The 21,686-nt window shown below is 68.5% G+C and carries 9 protein-coding genes; 2 read left to right on the plus strand and 7 right to left on the minus strand.

Annotation, left to right across the window (positions count from 1 at the left end):
• Positions 1-11 precede the first annotated feature (11 nt).
• Positions 12-305 carry a helix-turn-helix domain-containing protein gene (locus ACFVJ5_RS17140; RefSeq protein ID WP_379221120.1) on the plus strand — a complete coding sequence of 98 codons (294 nt, stop codon included), beginning with the start codon at positions 12-14 and terminating at the stop codon, positions 303-305.
• Positions 302-1,585 carry a type II toxin-antitoxin system HipA family toxin gene (locus tag ACFVJ5_RS17145; RefSeq protein ID WP_379221122.1) on the plus strand — a complete coding sequence of 428 codons (1,284 nt, stop codon included), beginning with the start codon at positions 302-304 and terminating at the stop codon, positions 1,583-1,585. Before ACFVJ5_RS17140 ends, ACFVJ5_RS17145 begins: the two co-directional genes overlap by 4 nt.
• Positions 1,586-1,599: 14 nt before the next feature.
• On the opposite strand, the gene ACFVJ5_RS17150 is transcribed toward ACFVJ5_RS17145, so the two are convergent.
• From ACFVJ5_RS17150 to ACFVJ5_RS17180, 7 genes are all read right to left on the minus strand, one after another.
• Entirely contained in the window at positions 1,600-3,327 is a 1,728-nt protein-coding gene (locus ACFVJ5_RS17150; RefSeq protein ID WP_379221123.1) for a PQQ-binding-like beta-propeller repeat protein, read from the minus strand.
• A 93-nt stretch (positions 3,328-3,420) separates the two neighbouring features.
• Positions 3,421-4,329 carry a dioxygenase gene (locus ACFVJ5_RS17155; protein WP_379221125.1) on the minus strand — a complete coding sequence of 303 codons (909 nt, stop codon included), beginning with the start codon at positions 4,327-4,329 and terminating at the stop codon, positions 3,421-3,423.
• Positions 4,330-4,415: 86 nt separating this feature from the next.
• Positions 4,416-5,510 (minus strand): ABC transporter substrate-binding protein, encoded by a 1,095-nt coding sequence (locus ACFVJ5_RS17160; protein WP_379221127.1) that lies wholly within the window; start codon positions 5,508-5,510, stop codon positions 4,416-4,418.
• Positions 5,511-5,558: 48 nt separating this feature from the next.
• Positions 5,559-6,347: an ABC transporter permease gene (locus tag ACFVJ5_RS17165; RefSeq protein ID WP_379221129.1), complete on the minus strand. Its 789-nt coding sequence runs from the start codon at positions 6,345-6,347 to the stop codon at positions 5,559-5,561.
• Entirely contained in the window at positions 6,347-7,165 is an 819-nt protein-coding gene (locus ACFVJ5_RS17170) for an ABC transporter permease (RefSeq protein ID WP_378633218.1), read from the minus strand. Before ACFVJ5_RS17170 ends, ACFVJ5_RS17165 begins: the two co-directional genes overlap by 1 nt.
• Positions 7,162-8,172: an ATP-binding cassette domain-containing protein gene (locus ACFVJ5_RS17175; RefSeq protein ID WP_379221131.1), complete on the minus strand. Its 1,011-nt coding sequence runs from the start codon at positions 8,170-8,172 to the stop codon at positions 7,162-7,164. Before ACFVJ5_RS17175 ends, ACFVJ5_RS17170 begins: the two co-directional genes overlap by 4 nt.
• Positions 8,169-21,611 carry an amino acid adenylation domain-containing protein gene (locus tag ACFVJ5_RS17180; protein WP_379221133.1) on the minus strand — a complete coding sequence of 4,481 codons (13,443 nt, stop codon included), beginning with the start codon at positions 21,609-21,611 and terminating at the stop codon, positions 8,169-8,171. Before ACFVJ5_RS17180 ends, ACFVJ5_RS17175 begins: the two co-directional genes overlap by 4 nt.
• Between the last annotated feature and the right edge of the window lie 75 nt (positions 21,612-21,686).

The following is a 21,686-nucleotide window of genomic DNA, read 5'->3' on the forward strand; positions in this document are numbered from 1 at the left end:
ATTGTCTTTATATGGCGACAATTGAGGTATTCCGAGCGGACGACCTCGGCCCGGCCCTGCGTGAGGCGCGAATTGCCGAAGATATGACTCAGCAGGCCCTGGCCTCGATCGCCGGAGTCGGCCGCCAATGGCTCAATGCGTTCGAGGCCGGTCAGAAGGGCTCCGCCCCGCTGGACATGGTCATGCGGGTGATATCCGCCCTCGGTGTATCAGTGACGCTCTCCCGCCGAGTACCGACCCTCTCATTCCCGGTCGATGAGGAACCCATCGACCTCGACTCCCTCGTCGACGGCCCGCACCAATGACCGAATCGAACGATCACGTCCTCTATGTGGTGATGAACGGCCGCGTGATCGGTGACATTCAGCGCTCGAGTCAACGCAGAATGAGGCTCCGCTACACCGATCCTCTGCCGGGCCGATTCACTCCGTTGTCTGTGTCGATGCGGGGTCCCATGGGCCGCTATCGGGAGAAGGTCCTGGCACCTTGGCTGGAGGGCCTGCTTCCGGACCGTCCAGAAACCTTGCGCCAGTGGCGTCGTCGATTCGGCATCGCCGGCGACAACAGCTCCTTCTCGCTGCTCCGACACGTCGGGGAGGACGTCGCCGGCGCTGCCCAGTTCGTCCGACCGGACCGACTCGACTTCATCCAGGAACGGCAAGGCGAACTCGGTGAACTGGGGCCGACTCAGATCGCGGAGATGCTACGCCGAGCGAAGGCTGACCTCCCGATCTCGGCCGCTGACGACACGTCCGGCAAGTTCTCCCTCGCTGGAGCCCAAGCAAAGATTGCCCTCCACCGGACCATTGATGGCTGGAGCGACCCGGCCGGTGCCATCCCGTCGACACACATCATCAAACCTCCTGTCCCCAACATGCTCGACCAGGACTTAGCAGAGGCGGTCACCCTGCGAACCGCGGCCGGCCTCGGTCTTCGCACCGCGTCTTGCGCCATCGAGGAGTTCGATGACGAGCGCGCCATCGTCGTCGCCCGCTACGACCGAATTCGGCGCGACGACCATTGGCAGCGCGTCCATCAGGAGGATATGTGCCAAGCGATGGCGATCTGGCCGATTCACAAGTACCAAAGTCAGGGCGGCCCAGGCGCCGAGACGATTGCCGACCTCATCCGCACCAGCAGTCATCGCCCTGAGGAGGACAACCGCAGATTCGCGCAGGCACTCGTCTTCAATTGGCTGATCTGCGGCACAGACGCTCACGCGAGAAACTATTCGCTGTTGCTCAGCGGTGAATCGGTACGACTCGCACCGCTCTACGATCTGAACTCGCACCTTGCTTACTCTGATGGCACTGGCAACGACCTGTCCATGAGCATGCATCAGCAGTTCCGCGCCGAACAGATGACCGTGACCGACTGGCTTCGATTCGCGCCGGCCATTCACGTCGAGCCCGACTGGCTGCGCGAGGAGATCGACCGCCAGTCCGACGGGTTGATGAGCGCCATGACGACTGCTACCGAGCATGGCGACATCGCCCGATACAACAGCCCGACGATCACGCGACTTCTCAGCAATACCGAACGATGGATCGACAGGGTGGTTTCGGGACCGCGATTTCAGCGCTGACCGAAAGCCGTTGGTCAGGGTGCGAATCCGATCAGCTGTAGGTCTGCGGATTTGTCGGTGAAGGGGACCAGGATGATGCCGGGTGCGGCGATGATCTGGGAGGCCTGTCCGGATCCGAGGGGTACCGGGGGCGCGTTCTCGACGAGGTCGGCGCGTCGCCACGTACGCAATTGCGCATCGCCGACTGCGATCAGTTCGTCGGTGGTCAGCATCGAGTCGAACGGTGTGACACCGCCCAGTCCGGCATCGGGGTCGGTGAGCGACCGGTCCGGCGCTGCGCCCTGCGACATCGTGATCCCAGTACTCCAGGAGTTGGTGACGAGGGTGCCGGTCGCCGGGTCGTTGGCGATCACCTCGACATAGTCGGCGGTGACGGCGGTAGTACCGAGCAGTCCGGGAGCCGCGACGACCAGGTGGTCGAGTGGTGCGTTCCGGTAGGGCCAGTCAACCGACAGCGCGTCCTTCTGCACCGAAACCTTCGGTGCGCGATCGGGGTCGGGATTGGGGAGATCCCGCTTCGCCGTCTCCGCGCCCGTGGCCGGATCGAGCGCGAGGATCGCGGTCCACGCGGACTCCTCGTTTCGGCATACCCGCACCTGGTAAACCGCAGGGGAGGTGATGGCGATCCGCGACTTCATGGTGTCGCAGCCATCCGGTGTGGCGGGCTCGGACCACATGTGTCGCCCGGTGCGCGCGTTGTACCGGGCGAAGTTGCCGTACGAACCGCCGAAGAGTTCGTTGTCGACCAAGGCCAGCATCGGTTCGCCGGCGGCATCGAAGCCGCGGGCGACTCGCATCCCAGTTCTGCTGTCCTCGGCGAATTCGGATTCGGTCCAGAGCTTTTCGCCGGTGGTGGCGTCGAATGCGATCCACCCGAGGTGGTTCCAGCTGGTGAGGACGGCGTTCTCGGAGGGGATGGAGAGCAAGTTGCTGTCCTGCTGGTGCACGCCGTCTTCCGCCGCATCTGGGCGTTGGTAGTGCCAGCGGGCGCTACCGGTTGCTCCGTCGTAGGCGGTGATGCCGGTCGGCGTGCCGACGAGGAAGCCGGGTCCGCCGACGATCACCCTGCTCGCTTTCGGTAGATCGATGCGAAATCGTTCCTGCCCGAGTCGATTCGGGATCGGCGGTGCGACTACCGAAGCGGCGGTGCGATGGTCGATGGACCGGTCGTCGTCACCGACCCACAGCGCCCCGCCGGTCGCGAGCGCGCACAGCAGCAGGCCGATCGTGGCAGGCACCGCGATCGTGCGCGTCGTCGGTGTGAAACGTGGTGCGGCGGTGAGGGGATAGCAGAGGAGAAGGATGCCGAGGCCCACGAGAACCCAGGCGGCGAGCGCGGTGGGCAGCCGGGGAAAGGCTGTGTAGTGCTCGAATATCTGCTGCGTGACGGACGGAACGTGCAGTTGCACTGTGCGCCCGATGGCGACGGCCAAGAGCAGATATATCGTCACGCCGGGGTTGCCGAAACCTGCGGCGCGCAGTCGTCGCGCCGCCAGGAGAACGACCGCGACGACGAGCAGTGCCGCGACGCCGACCACGATGGCGGACATGCCCAGGGCATCGGGTAGCTCGGCTCGAGCATCGTCTTGTGGCGTGACCGGATTCGCGGCGGCGAGGAACCGACTGTAGAGGCCGAGAGCGACGCCACCGATCAGCACCGCGACACTGAGGGCTGCGGTAATCGTTGCCGACCGCGAACAGTCCGGTAGCCGTGGCAAAGACGTAGTGCGGCTGTTGTTCATCGACCCTCCCCAGCGATGGCGCGACAGAGTCGCGTCCTGAGGATAGCGGGCTCACGGCTACCGACCGTTCGAGAGTCAGTTTCCGCCGACTCGTCAGCGGGGTGCTCGGCCGCCGGGTGGTGGGCCGCCCGGCGCGCCGTTGCCCGACGGGGGCGAGCCCGGGAAACCGTTGCCGGACTGGGTGTTCTGAGACTTGGCCGCTACGCCGACGGTGAGGGAGACGGACATGCCGGTGGTGGGGGTGCCGGTGACGGTGGCCAGTTCGGCATCCCAGCCGTCGCCGAAGACGCCGTCGGAGGCGAGGGTCACGCCGGACAGATTGCGGGTGCTGTTCACATAGCCCGAGTCGGCGTCGAAGACGGCGGTGCACGCGTCTTGGGGAAGGGCGATCTGGGAGGTGAGTCGGGCGTTGTCGCCCGCGACCGCGGTGGCGAGGGAGTCGTAGACCTCGAAGTGGATATGTGGCCAGCGACCGGCGTAGCAGGCGGGGAAGATCGAGGTGAACCGTACGGTGCCGTCGTCGTCGGCCACCTGGACGCCGCGCAGGTAGTTCTGTTCGGTGGCGCCCTCGGTGTAGAGGGAGTATCGGCCCTCGCGGTCGCAATGCCAGACGTAGACCGCCATTCCGGTGCCTGCCGCGTTCTTCACGAGGTCGCGCAGATTCAGGGTGAGTGTCATCGGAACACCCTGGGCGGTACCGGAATACGTGCCGAAACTGGTGGTGATGTCGGAGCGCACCACGCCGGATTCGATCAGGACATTGGGTCCGTTGGAACCGTCACCGGGGTAGGGGCCCGCCGTCTCCTGCGGTGCCGCGGCGGGGGTCTGCGCGGACGCGGAGGTGGTGCCGTCGGCCGAGCTCGTGCTCGTGCCGGAGCCCTCGGTCGAGGCCGCGCAACCCGCCGCCGCTGCCGCGACCCCGGCGACGCCGAGGAAACTCAGCGCTCGCCGCCGTGACATCACTCGAAGATCGTGTCCCAGTCCCAGATCGTGCTCGTCCATAGCTGCTCCTTCGCTGCCTTGTTGGCGACCACGCTAAGCAGGTGGCCTGCGCTGGGACTGCGAACACGCTGGGAGCCGGCTGGGAGTCAGTCGGTGACGTAGCCGTTGAGGCTGTTGCGCAGGTCGGTGAGGACCGCGCGTGCGGCGGTGAGACCTGTCGTGTGCCAGATCTTGTCGTCGACCGCGAAGACACGCTTGTCGGTCGAGGCGCCCAATTCCTCGAACTGGTCGGAGCGCAGGACCTGTTTGCCGTGTTTCTCGCCGTCCGGGCCGTCGAACATCACGTAGATGATGTCGCCTTCGGCCTTGGTGGCGAGGTCGGTTTCGGTGATGTCGAAGGACGGTCCGCGCTGGGCGGTCGGGCGCTGGACGCCGACATCGGACAGGACTTGGGCGGCGAAGGTTTCGGCGCCCTGGACCTGCGTGGTGTCGGCGGTGAAGCGCAGCACCGAAGCCTGGGACTGGCTCGCGTTCAGCGCGGGGCCGAGGTCGTGGGCCTCGGTGAGGTAGTTCTGCAGGGCGGTCTCGGCGGCATCGTTGCGGTTCATGCCCGCGGAATAGGCGGCGAAATCGGACTGCCAGCTGCCGCCGGCACCGATCAGCACGGTGGGGGCGATCTTGCTCAGCGCCTCGTACCCGCCTGCGGCCGGTGCGACGTCGCCGAGGATCAGATCGGGCTTCAGCTCGGCGATCCGAGCCGGATCGGGCTGACCGATCGGTCCGATGCTGGGTACTTTCACTACGCCGTAACCCAGATACATGGGCTGCGAACGGTCGCCGTCGAGGGTCACCGCGCCCGCGACGCGCTCCCACAGACCGACCGCGCAGGCCGCGTCGAGCGCCGAGGTGGTGAGCACGACGATGCGTTGCGGGTCGGCGGGAACCTGCGAGGTACCGGCGGTGTGAGTGACCGTTCGGGTGCCGCCGGAGCCGGCGTCGGGCGCGCTCGGCAACGGGCACGCGGTCGCGGTGTCGCGATCGGCCCCGACCACGCCCGCACCGGCGATATTCGTGGTGGTGCGGATGATCGTGCTCGCGTCATCGTGCTTGTCCGCGCATCCCGCGGTGAACACGGCGGCGCACAGCAACGCGGCAGCCACGACGACGCCGCGTGAGCGGACGCGCCCGCCCTGCTCTGCGGTGCGACGGAATCGGGTGCGGTTTCGGACGCTCGCCAGCATGCGCACGAGGGTACTGCGTAGCCGGCGGCGCGAATGCCGCGGGCCGAGCTACCGGCGGCTCGCCCGCCGGAAGCCGATGGCGGCGGGCACGGCGAACACCAGGAGCGCGGCGCCGGACCAGGCGAGGGTCAGCAGCAGGGGCACGGCGACGGGACCCTTGTCGGACAGTCCGCGCATCGCGTCGACGGCCACCGACATCGGCTGGTAGCGCACCACCGGCTGAATCCAGGTCGGGAAGGCGACGAGCGGCACGAATCCGGTGCTGAAGAACATCATCAGCGAGGCGAGGATCGTGATGCCCTCGACCAGTGAGGCCTTCGCGCTGTAGACGGCGACGGCGGTGACCATGGTGGCGAAGGCGAGTCCGAACACCACGGGGATCGCCAGGAATACGAGGCCGGCCAGTGGACCGTGGTGGAAGCGGAAGCCGAGCAGGTAGCCCACGATCAGCACCGCCACGGTGCCGAGCAGGATCCGGCAGCCTTCGGCGAGGATGCGCGAGATCAGGCCCGACGCACGATGCACGGGCAGCACCCAGAATTTGGCCAGCAGACCCGCGTCGCGTTCACGGCCGAGCAGCACGCCGCTCGCGACGGCGCCGGACAGCGCGCCGACGAGGGCGACCATCGGCACCGAGCCGTAGAGGGCATCGTCGCCGGTGAACTTCTCGATCTGACCGCCCACCACGATGTTGAGCATCACCAGCAGCAGACACGGGATGAGCAGGGTCTCGAGCAGCGTCACCGGGTTGCGTGCCCAGCGCACCAGCAGCCGCTCGGTCTGGATCAGCGTGTGCCGCACCAGCGACACCGCCGAGGTCTCCGATTGTTCTGCCATCAGGCCCTCCTCGAACTCAGCCGGATGGCCACCGGCGCGCAGATCGCCACCATGGCGGCGAGCCAGAGCAGCGACGGGGTCACCAGCGACCAGGTCACCGTCCCGGCGTTGCCCTTGGTGTCACCGGCCAGCGCGCGCAACACGATCGCGAACTGGGAAACCGGTTGATTGCGCACGAACCACTGGATCCACTCCGGGAACTGGCTCGCCGGTGCGAGACCGGTCGAGAGCATGCCGAAGATCAACGGGGGCAGCAGCAGCGCCTGCGAGGTGGCCTCGGGGCTCTTGGACAGCGTGCCGATCACATCCGCGCCGAGGGTGAACGCCAGTCCGATGAGTACCGAGAACGCCAGATAGCCGAGGGTATGCGCGGCGTCGAGCCGGAACCGGAAACCGATCACATAGCCCGCGGCGATCCCCGCGGCCAACGAGATGAGCAGCCGGAACAGGTTGGCCGACATCCGCGCCGCGACCGGAACCAGCGGGCGCAGCGGCATCGCGCCGAAGCGGCGGTTGAGCCCGGCCACGGAATCGGTGGCCGAGCGGAACGCCGCCGAGATGGCGGTGAACGCGGCGGCCTGCAGGATCACCAGCGGCATCATGTACTGGGCGTAGCTGCTGAAACCGTTGCCGGAGAACGTCATCACCGTTTTCAGCGGGATGTAGAAGCTGGCCGTGAAGGCCGCGGGCGCGAGCACCGAGGCGAGGAACTCGCCGGATTTGATCGAGGGCACGATCAGCCGGGTGCTCAGGACCCACCACTGCTGCACCGTCTCCGGTGTCGCGCGCACGGAGGTGTTCCAGGTGATGGCGGTCATGGGGTGGCCGCCGATTCGTCCTCGGTCGAGGCGAGGTGACCGGTGAGCTGCAGGAACACATCGTCGAGCGAGGGTCTGCGCAGGGCGATGTCGACGAGCTCGACCGAGGCGTTGTCGAGTCTGCGCAGGGCCTCGGCGAGTGTCTTGGCACCGTCGGGCGCGGGGATGGTGATGCGATCCGATTCGGGGGTGAGCGCGGCCAGGTTCTCCGTGGGAAGCAGCGAGCCGAGCGCGGCGACGATGGTCGGTAGCCCTTCCAGATCCAGCGGCACGATCTCGCAGTAGCTGCCGCCGGTACGGTGTTTCAGCTCGTCCGCGGTGCCGGACGCGATCACCACGCCGTGATCGATCACGATGATCTGGTCGCTGAGCGCGTCAGCCTCCTCCAGGTACTGGGTGGTGAGCAGAGTGGTGATCCCCGCGGTCTTGAAGCTGCGCACCAGATCCCAGACGCCCTGCCTGCTGCGGGGGTCGAGGCCGGTGGTCGGCTCGTCGAGGAAGACGACGTCGGGCCGCACCACCAGTCCGCACGCGATATCGATGCGGCGCCGCATGCCGCCCGAGTAGGTGCCGACGCGCCGATTCGCGGCCTTCTCCAGATCGAATTCGCCGAGCAGTTCCCTGGCCCTGGCCTGTGCCGCCGGTTTGCGCAGCCCCATCAGCCTGCCGAACATGACGAGGTTCTCGTAGCCGCTGAGCATGTCGTCGAGCGCGGCGTACTGCCCGGTCAGCATGATGCGTTTGCGCACCGCGGCGGGGTCGGCGACGACATCGTGGCCTGCGACCACCGCCCGCCCGCTGTCGGGCGTGACGAGGGTGGACAGGACGTTCACCATCGTCGTCTTGCCTGCTCCGTTGGGGCCGAGGATGCCGAGCACCTCACCGGGTGCGGCCTCGAAATCGACACCGCGCAGGGCGTGCACGTCGCCGAAGGACTTCTCGATCCCTTCGACCACGACACCGCCGGTGCGCGGGTTGCTCTGCACGAGAGTGTGTTCGACGCTCATATCCGGTCTCCTGCTTCCAAGTGGTCATCGAGCAGTGGCGAGATGACCGACAATGCGTAGGGATTGGTCATGTCGTCGTGGGTCACGTCGACGTCGTGGTCGGTGATGTCGCCGGTGACGTAGGGCCGCCACCCGTCGGGTCCCATCCATTCGGCGGGATCGACCGTGGCGCGGAAATAGACGACGTCGCCGTGGTAGACCGGGCGCTGATATCCGGTCCGGGTGCCCGCGGAGGCGTTGTAGGAGCCCGCCATGCGCTCGATGGTGGCCGCGTCGATGAGCTCGACCCCGCCGAGTCGGGCGGTGATCAGCTCGGCCGCTTGTTCGGCGGTCGATTCGGCGGGCACGTCGTCGATGCCGAAGATGGCGCCGAAGGTGTTGATGAAGGCGCCCGGCGAGAGACGCTCGATGGTGTCGCCGTCGATATCGGCGGTATCGGTGTCCAGGAGCGCCACGACGCCGACCCGCTCGCCCGCCGCCCTCAGTTCCACCGCCATGGCCTGGACGATGAGTCCGCCGAAGGACCAGCCGAGCAGGTGGTAGGGGCCGCTCGGCTGCACCGCGCGGATCTCGCGCACGTAGCGCCGGGCGAACTCCTCGATGGAGCGCGCGGAGGGTTCGCGGCCGCTGAGATCGGGCGCCTGCAGCCCGTAGATCGGGCGGCCCGGCCGTAGCTGTTCGGCGAATCCCAGGTAGCTCCACGACATTCCGGAGGAGGAGTGGACGCAGAACAGCGCGGGTCGGTCGCCGTCGGGGCGGATCGGCAGCAGCACGTCGAGACCGAGTCCGGTCGGGCCGGGCTCCACGACCGCTGCCGTGCGCGCGGTCATGGCGGCGGCCTCGTCGGCCGAAGCGGTCTGGGCCGCGGGGGTTTCGGCGAACCGCGCTGCCGCGTCGAGTGCCTCGACCCAGAGATTCGCCAGTTCGGCGACGTCCTCACGATCCAGCAGCTGTGCCGCGTAACCGAAGTCGGCCCGCAGCCGGTTGCCGACGACCATGGCGTTGATATCGATCGGCGACATGATCGGCACCTCCGGATGCTCGGCCGCCTCGAGATCACCGAGCGCGTCGGTGGGTAGCCAGCCGAGACCTTCGAGGCCGGGTGGTGTGTCGACCGAGGTGTGCCTGCCCAGGTAGTTCACGCAGATCTGGCCGGGGAGCGGAGTCGGAAGGTGCTCGGCCGCTGCGGGATTCAGGTAGCGCAGCAGGCCGAATCCGATGCCCTTGTCGGGGACCGCGAGCAGGTCGTGCTTGACCCGGCGGATGGCCGCGCCCATGGCCGGGCCGCCCGCCAGCGCGTCGTCGATGTCGATGTCGGCGAGATCCAGGCGCACCGGGTACAGGTTCGTGAACCAGCCGATGGTCCGCGACAGGTCGGCGCCGGGCACGACTTCTTCCTGTCTGCCATGGCCTTCCAGACGCAGCAGCGCCGAGGGCTCGTCCACGCCTCTGCGCGCACGCCAGCGCACCAGCGCCACGGCCAGAGTGGCGAACAGCGCGTCGGTGACACTGCCCTGGAACAGGCGGGGCAGGGTGGTGAGCAGCGCTGTCGTGGTGTCTTCGTCGACCTCGACGTCGAGGCGGCGGACGGTCTGCCCCTGATCGGTGCCCGGATCGAGGTGACGGGCGCCGAGCAGCGGGTCGGGGCCGTTCACCACCGCTTGCCAGTACGGGAGTTCGGCGCGGCGCCGCTCGGAACGGGCCTGCTCGGTCATGGCGTGCGACCAACGCCGCATCGACGTGCCGATGTCCGGGAGGGTCGGGGTGGCGCCCGCCGAGACCTGGGCCCAGGCGGCGATCAAGTCCTGCACCAGGATTCGCCACGACACGCTGTCGATCGCGAGATGGTGCGCGACGATGATCAGGCGTCCGGGCCCGGTGTGCGCACCGGCGTCGCCGACCGGATCCAGCCACACGAACTGCAGGACGACCCCGTCCGCCGGATTCAGTCGGTTCATCGCGGAGTCGAGCTCGGTCTGGGCGTATTCGCGCAGCTCGATCGGGTCGATGGCGGCGTCGAAGGCCGTGCGGTGCACCAGTGCGTCGACCTCGATCGAACCGGGGTCGGCCACGCGCAGCCGCCAGCCGTCCTCGGCTGCCCACAGGCGGGCTCGCAGCATGTCGTGCCGGTCGATCACGGCCGAGACAGTGGCGACGAGTTGCGCGCGTTCGATGCCGACGGGCAGTTCCAAGACCGCGGTCTGGGCGAACCGGTCGAAATCGCCGCCGCGTTCGACCATGTAGCGCACGATCGGTGTCAGCGGCAGGTCACCGGTGCCCCCACCGGGCAGTTCGGCCAGCGCTTCCACCGTCTCGGCGGCATCGACGGCCGCGCCGAGCGCCGTCACCGTGCGGTGTTCGAAGACCTGCAACGGCGTGCAGTGCACGCCGCGCAGCTTCGCCTGGGTCACGAGCTGGATGGCGAGGATGCTGTCGCCGCCGAGGGCGAAGAACGAGTCGTCGATGCCGACCTGTGGACGGCCGAGCAGTTCGGCGTAGACGTCGGCGAGTACCAGTTCGGTCGGTGTCTCCGGTGCGCGGTACGGGGTGTCGTCGGTGACGAACACCGGATCCGGCAGCGCTTTTCGGTCGAGTTTGCCGACCGCGTTGATGGGGATCTCGTCCAGCACCACGAAAGCGGCGGGCACCATGTAAGCGGGGAGCGTGTCGGCGGCGAGGGCGCGGATATGTGCGATGTCGAGGTCGGCGCCGGGCATGCGTACCAGGTAGGCGGCGAGGGCGGTGGAACCGGTGGGGCCCGGAACACCCAGCGTCACAGCGAGATCGACACCGTCGATGGCGCCGAGCACCGCGTCGATCTCGCCGAGCTCGATGCGCTGGCCGCGCACCTTGACCTGGAAGTCGGTGCGGCCCAGGTATTCCAGCGCCAGTCGGGTCGGTGAATCAGCGGGATCACCGGATCGAGCGGGGCTGGTGGTGCGAGTCCACCGCACCAGGTCGCCTGTGCGATAAAGGCCTGCGCCCGGGCGGCCGAAGGGATTGGCGATGAATCGTGCTGCCGTCAAGCTCGGCCGCGCGTGGTAGCACCGTGCGAGGGCGGTGCCCGCGAGGTACAGCTCACCCGCGACGCCGACGGGTACCGGGCGCAGGCGGTCATCGAGGACGAGTGCGGACGCACCGCGAACGGGAGAGCCGATGGTAACCGGCTCCGCAGCGGACAGCGGCTCGGAACCTGTTGCCCAGATGGTGTATTCGGTCGGGCCGTACAGGTTGACCATCGTCCGCCCGCCGGCACCGCCGCACCAGCGCGCGACCAGATCGGGGCCGACCGCCTCACCCGCGACCGCGAGCACCCGCAGGCTCGACACGTCGGCGGGGTCGATGGTGGCCAGTGCCGACGGCGTGATCACCATATGGGTGACCTGCTCGGCGGCGATCAGGGCCGCGAGGGGGGCGCCGCCGAAGACATCCGGCGGGGCGATCACCGAGGCGCCGCCGCAGCCGAAGGCCATGAGCGCCTCGAAGATCGACGCGTCGAAGCTCGGCGAGGCCACCTGCATCACCCGGGCGTGTTCGTCGAGGGCGAGGTCGGTGCGCTGGGAGGCGACCAGGTCGGCCACGCCGCGATGGGTGACGGTGACGCCCTTCGGGGTGCCGGTGGAGCCGGAGGTGTAGATCATCCACGCCGGGTTCTCGACCCTGATCGGAACCGGCAGTTCCTCGGGGGTGAGGTCTGCGTCGTCGGTGGCGTCCAAGCGGGTGGCGAAGCCGGGGTCGTCCAGGATCAGCCAGCGGGTGGCGTCGGACAGTTTCGGTCGGTACTCGGCGAGGGTGATTCCGACTCGCGCGCCGGAATCGGTGAGCATGTGGTCGATGCGGTCCGCCGGGTGTTTCGGGTCGACCGGCAGGAACGCCGCGCCCACCTTCGCCGCCGCCCAGATGCCGGTGTGGAGTTCGGCGCAACGGGGGAGGCCGAGAGCGACCACAGATTCTGTCTGCGCACCTGCCTCGATCAGCAACCTGGCCAACTGATTCGACCGGGCGTTCAGCGCACCGTAGGTGGTGTCGGTGACCGGGGCGGCGTGGGTCGCGGTGGCCGTCGCGGTGTCGGCAACCAGTGCTGGTCGGTCGGGGAAGGTCGCCGCGGTGGCGGTGAGCAGGTCGGCCAAGGTCGTCGTGCCCGCAGTGGAGGGGCCGTGGACCGGGATGAGTTCCGCGCGTTCGGATTCGGCGAGGATGTCGATATCGGCGAGGCGGATGTCGATGTCGGTGAGGACGGTGGCGAGCACCTGCCGCCATCTTGCCGCGAACGAGGTGACCGTGGCGGCGTCGAACAGGTCTGTCGCGTAGGTGAGGACACCGTCGATGCCTGTCGGGCCGGTCTCGTCGAAACGTTCGCGCAGGTCCAGGGTGAGGTCGAAGGCCGAGGAGCGGCGGTCGAAGTCCTCGACTTCGAAACGCAGTCCGGGCAGTTCGAGCACCGGTTCGATGAAGTTCTGCAGCGACAGCGACACCTGGAACAGCGGGTGATGGGCGGTCGACCGGGTGGGGTCGAGTGCCGCGACGAGCTGCTCGAACGGTACGTCGGCGTGGCCGAAGGCGTCGAGGTCGGTGCTGCGGACGGTGGCGAGCAGCTGGCGGAAGCCGGTGCCGGGGTCGACGTGCGTGCGCAGGGCCAAGGTGTTGACGAACATGCCGACGAGATCGTCCAGCGCGGCCTCACCGCGACCCGCGACCGGCGTGCCGATGACGACATCGCCGGTGCCGCCGAGTCGGGCCAAGAGCACCGCGAGGGCGGCGTGGACGACCATGAAGACGCTGACGTTGTTCGCGGCGGCGAAGTCGATCAGCGCACGGTGGGTCTGTTCGTCGACGATGAAGTCGACATCGTCGCTGCTCATGGTCTGCACCGCCGGACGGGGGCGATCGGTGGGGAGTTCCAGCGCATCCGGTGCGCCCGCGAGTGTTTCGCGCCAATACCGGATCTGCTGTGCTGCCACGGACTCCGAATCCGTCGCGCTGCCGAGAAGCTCGCGATGCCACAGCGCGAAGTCCGCGTACTGCACCGTGAGCGGGGGCTGCGTGGGAGCTCTGCCCGACACCCGCGCCGAGTAGGCGGCGACCAGGTCCGCCGCCAACGGGGCCATCGAAGCGCCGTCTGCGCTGATGTGGTGTACGACGAGGACGATGACATGCACTGGCACAGGGTCTTCGGATCGATGGGCATTGTGGGGTCCGGTCTCGGCTGGGCGACTGTTGAGGCGGAACAGGCCGACACGCAGTGGTGCCTGACGGGTGAGGTCGAAGCCGGTGCCTGCCAGTTCGTTGATCTGCTCACGCAGTGGCGCACCGTCTTCGGTGTCGACCAGCGGCATCGACGGGACCGCGGTGTCGATGCCGACGACGACCTGACGCGGGCCCTCGGCGTCGGCGGGGTAGCGGGTGCGCAGGCTTTCCTGACGTTCGACCACGTCGGCGAGTGCGCGGCGCATGGCTTCCACCTCGAGGGTGCCGGTGAGGCGCAGAGCGATCGCGATGTTGTAGGCCGACGAGTCGGGGTCGAGTTGGTTGAGTACCCACATGCGCTGCTGGGCGGGGGACAGGGGGATGCGGTCCGGGCGCAGGCGTGGAGCCAGGGCGGGCCTGCCCGGACTGCCCTCGGCGGCGGGGACGACCCGCGCCGAGAGCTGGGCGACGCTCGGCGCGTCGAACAGATCCCGCAGAGCGATGGTGGAACCCAGAGCCGAATTGACCCGCGCGACAACCTTCGTCGCGCTCAGCGAGTTGCCGCCGAGTTCGAAGAAGGACTGATCGACGCTCACCCGTTCGCTGCCGAGGACATCGGCGAACACCGCGGCGACGTCCTGTTCGATCGGTGTGCGCGGTGCGAGATAGGACTGCTGGGTGGCCGAGAAGTCCGGTATCGGCAGGGCTTTGCGGTCCAGTTTGCCGACCGGGGTGAGCGGGATATCGTCCAGGACAACGACATAGGCGGGCACCATGTATCCCGGCAGTTCCGCCGCGACCTCGGCGCGCAACCGTTCGGTGTCGAGTGCGACCTCCGGCACGGGAAGCACGTAGGACACGAGCACGGTGGCGCCCGCCGGTCCTTCGCGCCCGATCGTCACCGCGTAGTCGACCTCGTCGTCGCGCGAGAGCACCGCGTCGATCTCGCCGAGTTCGATCCGCAGGCCGCGGATCTTGACCTGGAAGTCGCTGCGGCCCAGGTATTCCAGGGTGAGCGCGGCGTTCTCGCCCGCGACCCAGCGCACCATGTCGCCCGTCCGGTACATCCGTTCCCCGGCGACCCCGAACGGGTTGGCGACGAACCGGCTCGCGGTCATCTCGAAGCGGTTGAAGTAGCCGCGCGCCAGCGCGGGCCCGGCCAGATACAGCTCACCGGCGATACCGGCCGGCACCGGACGCAACCAGCTGTCCAGCACCACCAGTGCCGCACCGCGAATCGGTCCGCCGATGGTGACCGGCTCGCCGGGGATCAGTTCGGCGGGGCCGGTCGCCCAGATGCTGAACTCGGTGGGGCCGTACAGATTCACCATCCGCCTGCCCGCGGCCCACTTCTCGATGAGTTCGGGGGTGGCCGCCTCACCGGCCACCGACAGCACCCGCAGTTCGGTGAGATCGGTGGGCTCCATCGTTGCCAGCGCCGACGGGGTGATCACCGCATGGGTGACCCGCTCGGTGCGCAGCAGCGTCTCGAGTTCGCCGCCGCCGTAGACCTCTGGCGGCGAGACGACCAGGCGTCCACCCGCGGCGTGCGCGGTCAGCATCTCGAAGACCGAGGCGTCGAAGCTGGGGGAGGCGACCTGCAGCGCACTGGCGGTCGGGTCGAGAGCCAGGGTTTCACGCTGGGCGGCAACGAGATTCGCGATGCCACGATGACTGAGGAGAACCGCCTTCGGCTTGCCGGTCGAACCGGAGGTGTAGATCAGGTAGGCCGTGTGGTCGATATCGAGCGGGCCGCCGCGTTCGGCGTCGGTGATCGGCGCGTCGGAGACCAGCATGGCGCGGCGCATGGTGTTCAGGTCGTCGAGCAGCAGCCAGTCGATGGACCCGGGCAGGTCTTCGCCGGTGGCCGTCACAGTGACGCCGATCGGGGCCTTCGAATCGGTGAGCATGTGCTCGATCCGCTCCACCGGATAGCTCGGATCCAGCGGGACGAAGGCCGCCCCCGTCTTGGCCAGCGCCCACACGGCGACCACCGATTCCAGCGACCGGGTGAGCGCGAGCACGACGAAGATCTCGGGCCCGATCCCGCGACGCAGCAGGACCCGGGCGAATCGGTTGGACCACGCGTCGAGGTCGCCGTAACTCATCCGCAGCTCGCCCGAGCTGACCGCGATCGCGTCGGGATCGATGCGCGCGCCCGCTGTGAGGATGTCGGGCAGCGTGCGCATCGGCAAGGGCGGTGGCCCGTGAACCGGTGCGAGCGTGGCCAATTCGGCGTCGCTGCAGTTTCGCAGTTGCGAGACCAGGGCATGCGGATTCTCGGCGAGTTGGGCGAGCACCCGGACGAACCGGTCCAGGAGTGTCTGTGCCGCAGCGGGTTCCAGCTGATCGGCCATGAACTTCACGGTGATGCGCAGGGCGTCGCCCGCTCCGGCCTCGCCGCGCAGCGGAATCACCATGAGGTTCAACGGGTACGGCGTGGCGTCGGTGCCCTCGACATCGAGCACTCGCATGCCCGCGATGTCCAAGGCCTGCGACAGCGCCTCGCGATCGATGGGGTAGGACTCGAAAACGGTGAGAGTGTCGAACAATTCGGCCAACCCGACAACGCGGTGGATGGCGGCGAGGCCGACGTGCTGGTGGTCCATGAGCCGCGCCTGCTCGGCCTGCACGCGGGCCAGCAGGTCGGAGACCTTCTCCGACGGATCCAGCGTCACCCGCACCGGGACGGTGTTGATGAACAGCCCGACCATCTCCTCGACACCGGGCAGCTCCGGCGGCCGACCGGACACCGTGGCGCCGAACACCACATCGGTGCGACCGGTGAGCATGGCCAGCAGCAGCGACCAACCGGCCTGCACCAGCGTGTTCACGGTCGCACCCGCTTCCCTGGCCGCGGATTCGAGTACCGCGACCGTGGCGGAGGACAGATCGTGCGAGAGCATCGCGGTCTCGGTCGACTCGATCCCGGCGAGGGTGGGGACGGCGCGGGTCGGCGTGTCGATCCCGGCCATGGCCTGTTTCCACGCGGACAGCGAGGCCTCTGTGTCCAGGTCTGCGAGCCAGGACAGGAAGTCGCGATAGGACTGGGCGGGCGGCAACATCGACGCGTCGCCCGCGGTGACGTACAGGGTGAGCAGCTCCCGAACCAGCAGCGGCGTCGACCAACCGTCCAGCACCAGATGGTGATTGGTCATGATGAGACGCAACGTTTCCGCGCCGGTCCTGATCAGGGTGAAGCGGAGCAACGGGGGCCGGGTCAGGTCGAAGCGGGTCAGCGCGTCGAGCCCGATCACTCGATCGAGCTCGACGGCCCGCTGGTCTTCGTCGGCGATCTCGGTGAGATCTACTTCTTCCCAGCGGATCTCGGCGGCGGACAGGACGAGTTGACGTGGGCCGTCGTCGGTCTCGACGAAGGCCACGCGCAGGTTCTCGTGCCGATCGACGAGCGCCTGCGCGGCACCGCGCAGCCGGGCGGCGTCGACCGTGCCCGCGAGGGTGAGCAGCGATTGGACCGTGTAACCGTCGGCGGTGTCGGAGTCGTAGAGCGCGTGGAAGAGCAGGCCGTATTGCAGCGGCGAGAGCGGCCAGACGTCGGTGAGCGTCGGGTAGGCGTGCTCCCAGCGCTCGATCTGCGGCTGATCGACCGTGACGAGCGCGAAATCCGAGGGCGTGCGGCCTCCCGCGTCACCGGTTCCGGCGTGGGTGACCAGTGCCCGCAGGGCCTGCGACCACAGCTCGGCCAACTCGCGCACGTCGGCCTCGTCGAGCAGTCTGCTCGCGTAGGCCCAGGTGACCTCCAGTCCGGCATCGGTCAGCACCGCGTTGATGTCGACGACGGCGGCCAGTGGGGCTCGGTCGTCGTTGGTCGCGGCGAAGCGTTGCGGTACCCACGGATCCTCGCCGGTCACCGCCCTGCCGAGATAGTTGAAGCTCAGCTGGGGTGTCGGCGCGTCGGCCAGTGCCGCGGCGGACTCGTCGTTCAGATAGCGGAGCAAGCCGAAGCCGACACCGCGATCGGGGACCGACCGCAACTGCTCCTTGGCTGCCTTGATCGCCGAACCCGCCGCACGGCCACCGGCGAGCGCGTCGCCCAGATCGATCCCGGTCAGGTCGAGCGCGACCGGGTACACGCTGGTGAACCAGCCGACCGTGCGCGCGACATCGGCGCCGGGCAGCAGGGATTCGTCGCGGCCGTGGCCCTCCAGCGTCAGCAGTGCGCCGGTGCGGTCACGCCACCGGCACACGGCCATGGCAAGGGCGGCCAGCAGCACATCGTCAGCGCCGCAATGGAACTGCTCGGGCACACCGTGCAAGACGGTCTGTGCGACGTCCGAAGGCACCGTCGTCTGCCACTGCGCCATCGTGGCGACCACATCGAGGGCGGGGTCGAAGGCACCAGGAGCCGAAACGGTCGCCGTTGCGGGGTCGGACAGCTCGGAGGAGACAGACTGCGAGGCGATCTGCGCCGTGTCGTCGGACCGATCGGAAGTAGCCGAGGTGGTCTTCGCGCTGTCGGCGGTCCGACGGTCGGTCCGGGCGAACGGCGGGTCGGGCGTGGCCAGGATTCGCTGCCAGATCGGCAGCTCGTCGAGACGTGATGTGGCGTTCTCGGGCTGGCTGTGCGCCCAGCGGCGGAAGGAGGTGCCGACCTGGTCGAGTGCGCCGCCGAAGGCCGCGGTGGCCAAGTCCGGCAGCAGGATTCGCCAGGAGATACCGTCGGTGACCAGATGGTGCAAGACCAGCCAGCACAGCGGGGTGGCGTCGGCGCGTTCCATCAGGACGAACCGGGCAACCGCACCCGCGGTGGGATCGAGCAGATCCGCGGCGTCCCGCAACGCGCGATCGACCGCGTCCTCGGTGTCGGCGCGAACCACGTCGAGCAGATCCGCGGCGTCGACCGAACCCCGTTCGGCGACAGTCCATTCCCAGCCGTCCGGGATCGGTCGCAGCGAGGAGCGCAGGAGATCGTGGTGCTCGAACAGGACCTGTAGCGCCGCCGCGAGCCGCAGGCGGTCGAAACCGTCGGGGAGCCCGATCAGGACGGCCTGCCCGTAGCGTCCCCAGGTGTCCGGGTGCTCGACCATCGCGTGCACGATCGGGGTGAGCTCTACCGCACCCACCCCGCCACCGGGCAGCTCGTCCACCACGTGCACCTCGGTGTCGTCGGCGACAGCGGCGAGCGCGGCGACCGTCTTGCGTTCGAAGACATCGCGGGCGCTGAACGAGATACCGGCGGCCTTCGCCCGCGAGACCAGCTGGATCGACACGATGCTGTCGCCACCGAGCGCGAAGAAACTGTCGTCGACACCGACCGTGTCGAGTCCGAGCACCTCGGCGAAGAGGGCGGCCAAGGCTTCCTCACGCGGGGTGGACGGCGCCCGGCTCGCCACCGCGCGGGCACCGAAATCCGGTGCGGGCAATGCCTTTCGGTCCACCTTGCCCAGCGGCGTCAGCGGCACCCGGTCGAGCACCATCACGACGGCGGGCACCATATAGGCCGGAAGCGTCTCGCCGACAGCGGCTTTCACGGCTTCGGGATGGACATCGGCGCCCGGCTCGGCCGTGACATAGGCGACGAGCGCGGTGGCGCCGGTCGGCGACTCGACACCGAGTGTGATCGCGAAGTCGATCTCGGGCAGCCGCTGCAACGCGGCATCGATCTCGCCGAGCTCGATCCGGTAGCCGCGCACCTTCACCTGGAAGTCGCTGCGCCCCTGGTATTCCAGGGTGACGTGCCCCACGGCGTCGGTCCAGCGCACCAGATCGCCGGTGCGATACATCCGGTCGCCGGGTGCGTGGGGATTCGGGACGAACCGGCTCGCGGTCAAGCCGCTGCGCCGGTGATAACCACGCGCGACGCCGGGGCCCGCGAGGTACAGCTCACCCACGGTGCCCGCCGGTACCGGACGCAGCCACGGGTCGAGTACCAGGCCGGATACGCCACCGACCAGGCTGCCGATCGTCACCGGGGCGCCGGGGACCAGCGGTTCGCTCAGGGTGGTGGTGATGGTCGTCTCGGTGGGTCCGTACCCGTTGATCAGCGAGCGGCCGGCCCATTTCGCCACCAGTTCCGGCGGGCACGCGTCACCGCCGACCACGATCGTGCGCAGGTCGGGCAGCGTCACCGGATCGAGTGACCCGACCACAGCCGGAGTGACATTGAGATGGGTGACGCGGTGGGTGCGCAGCACGTGCGCCATGTCCTCACCCGCGTATGCCGACGGCGGGACCACCGCGAGGGTGGCGCCCGCGGCCAGGGTCACCACGATCTCTTCGACCGAAATGTCGAAACTCGGCGAGACCGCATGGGCCACAACAGAGTCCGGCTCGACCCCGAACCCGGCCCCCGAACTCGCCGCGAGGTTCGCCAGGCCGCGATGCGAGACCAGCACGCCCTTGGGCAGTCCGGTCGACCCGGAGGTGTAGATGATGTAGGCGACCTGATCCGGCGCGATCGCGGCAGTGCGGTCGGCATCGGTGATCGGCGCGGGGTCATGGGTGGCGAGTTCCGCGGCGGTGGCCGCGTCGTCCAGTGCGAGCCAATCGACCTTGTCGGGCAGGGACTTTCGCACCTCGTCGACCGTCAAGCCGGTGACGACCCCGCTGTCGTCGATCATGTGCTCGATGCGATCGTCGGGATAGGTCGGATCGATGGGCACGAACGGCGCGCCGGTCTTGGCCACCGCGATGGTGGCGAGCACGGACTCCGCGGAGCGCGGAATCGACAGTGCGACAGCGTGCTCAGGCCCGGCACCGGCGGCGATCAGCAGCCGGGCCAGACGATTCGTGTAGTCGTCGACCGCGCGATAACTCAGTGTGTCGTCGACGCCCCAGCGCAGCGCCACCGCGTCCGGATCGATCGCGGCACCCGCCGCGAGGATCTCGGGCAGAGTGCGCGTCGCCACGCCGGCCGGGCCACGCGCGGGCACCGAGGCGGCCTGCTCGGCATCGGAGAGCACGGGCACCGTCGACAGCGGGGCGTCCGGTCCGGCGACGAGGAAACGATGCAGGAACAGCAGGAATCGCTCGTGATGGCCCGCCAGGTCGGCGTCGCTGTACAGGTTCGCGTTGCCCTGTAGGTCGATGTGGGTGCTCTCGCCGCCGACGCCCGGGTACAGGTTGACGAACAGGTCGTCGATCAGGCCGGAGGTGAGCACATGGAGCCGCCCGACGACCGGGCCCAGCGCGATTTTGGTGTCCACCATCATCAGATTCACGGCGGGACCGAACGACGCCGCCTCGTCCATCGCCCAGCCGAGATCGCGGACGATGTCCTCCTGGCGGTACCGCTGGCGGCGCAACGCACCGGTCAGCTCGCTCTGCACGGCGAGAATCGCCGCCCCGACGGTGGCGGTGGGATCGAGGCGCACGCGCAGCGGCACGACATTGGCGAGCATGCCGCCCGAACGACGCAGGGTCGCCGAGGTCCGTGCGGAGACCGGCAGGCTCAGCACCACTTCCGGCGCGCCGGTCATCGCGGCGAGATAGGCGCCGAACGCCGCGACCACCGTCGGCGCGACGCCCGAATTCACCGACGCCGCAACAGCATCCAGCAGGTCACCGGTCTCCGCGGGCAGAGCGCCCGATACCCGGTTGGGGTGGGCGTCGACCTCGGCGTCGCGGCCTGCGAGCGTCACCGGATCCGCCAGCGCGGCCAGGTGCTCGCGCCAGTATTCGCGGTCGGTCGTGAAACGGTCGGAGGTGCGGTAGGCCAGATCGGCATCGACGATCTTCTGCAACGGCTCGGCCTTGGTGGCCGGCGGCTCCCGGCCGTCGAAGGCGGCGTTGTAGAGCTCGCCGACGCGCTGTACCAGCGCCAGCGCGCCCATCCCGTCCAGCACGATGTGGTGCATCCGCGCATACCAGAACCAGCGATCCTCGGCGACGCGGAGCAGGGCGAGGCGGACCAATCGGTCGTGCATCACATCCAGTGGTGCGGTGTACTCGGCGCGCATCCACGCGTGCGCGGCAGCTTCCGGGTCGGCGCGGTCGCGCAGGTCCAGTTCGGCGATGTCGTCGTCGAGATCCAGGTCGACGATCTGGTGGGGATGGCCGTCGATATCGACCAGCCGCAGATAGCCGGTACCGAATTCACGACCGGTCCGCTGGACCGCGTCGGTCAGCAGCGCGAGGTCGACCGCGCCGGCCAGCTCCACGTACTGGGCGATGGAGATGGGGGTATCGCCCGCGATGTGCTGGGCGAACCAGATGCCGCGCTGGGCGGCGGACAAGGGAAAAGGGCCTTCGGGTGCGACGGCATCCGACGCATGCGAAGAAGACTGGATCATGAGCGAACCTGCATTCTCATGTCTTGAGCTGGGCGTTCACCTCTGGTCCCGACCGTCGGGTAGCTACCTGGTAGG

The organism is Nocardia sp. NPDC127606, from assembly GCF_042671725.1.
Classification (GTDB): domain Bacteria; phylum Actinomycetota; class Actinomycetes; order Mycobacteriales; family Mycobacteriaceae; genus Nocardia.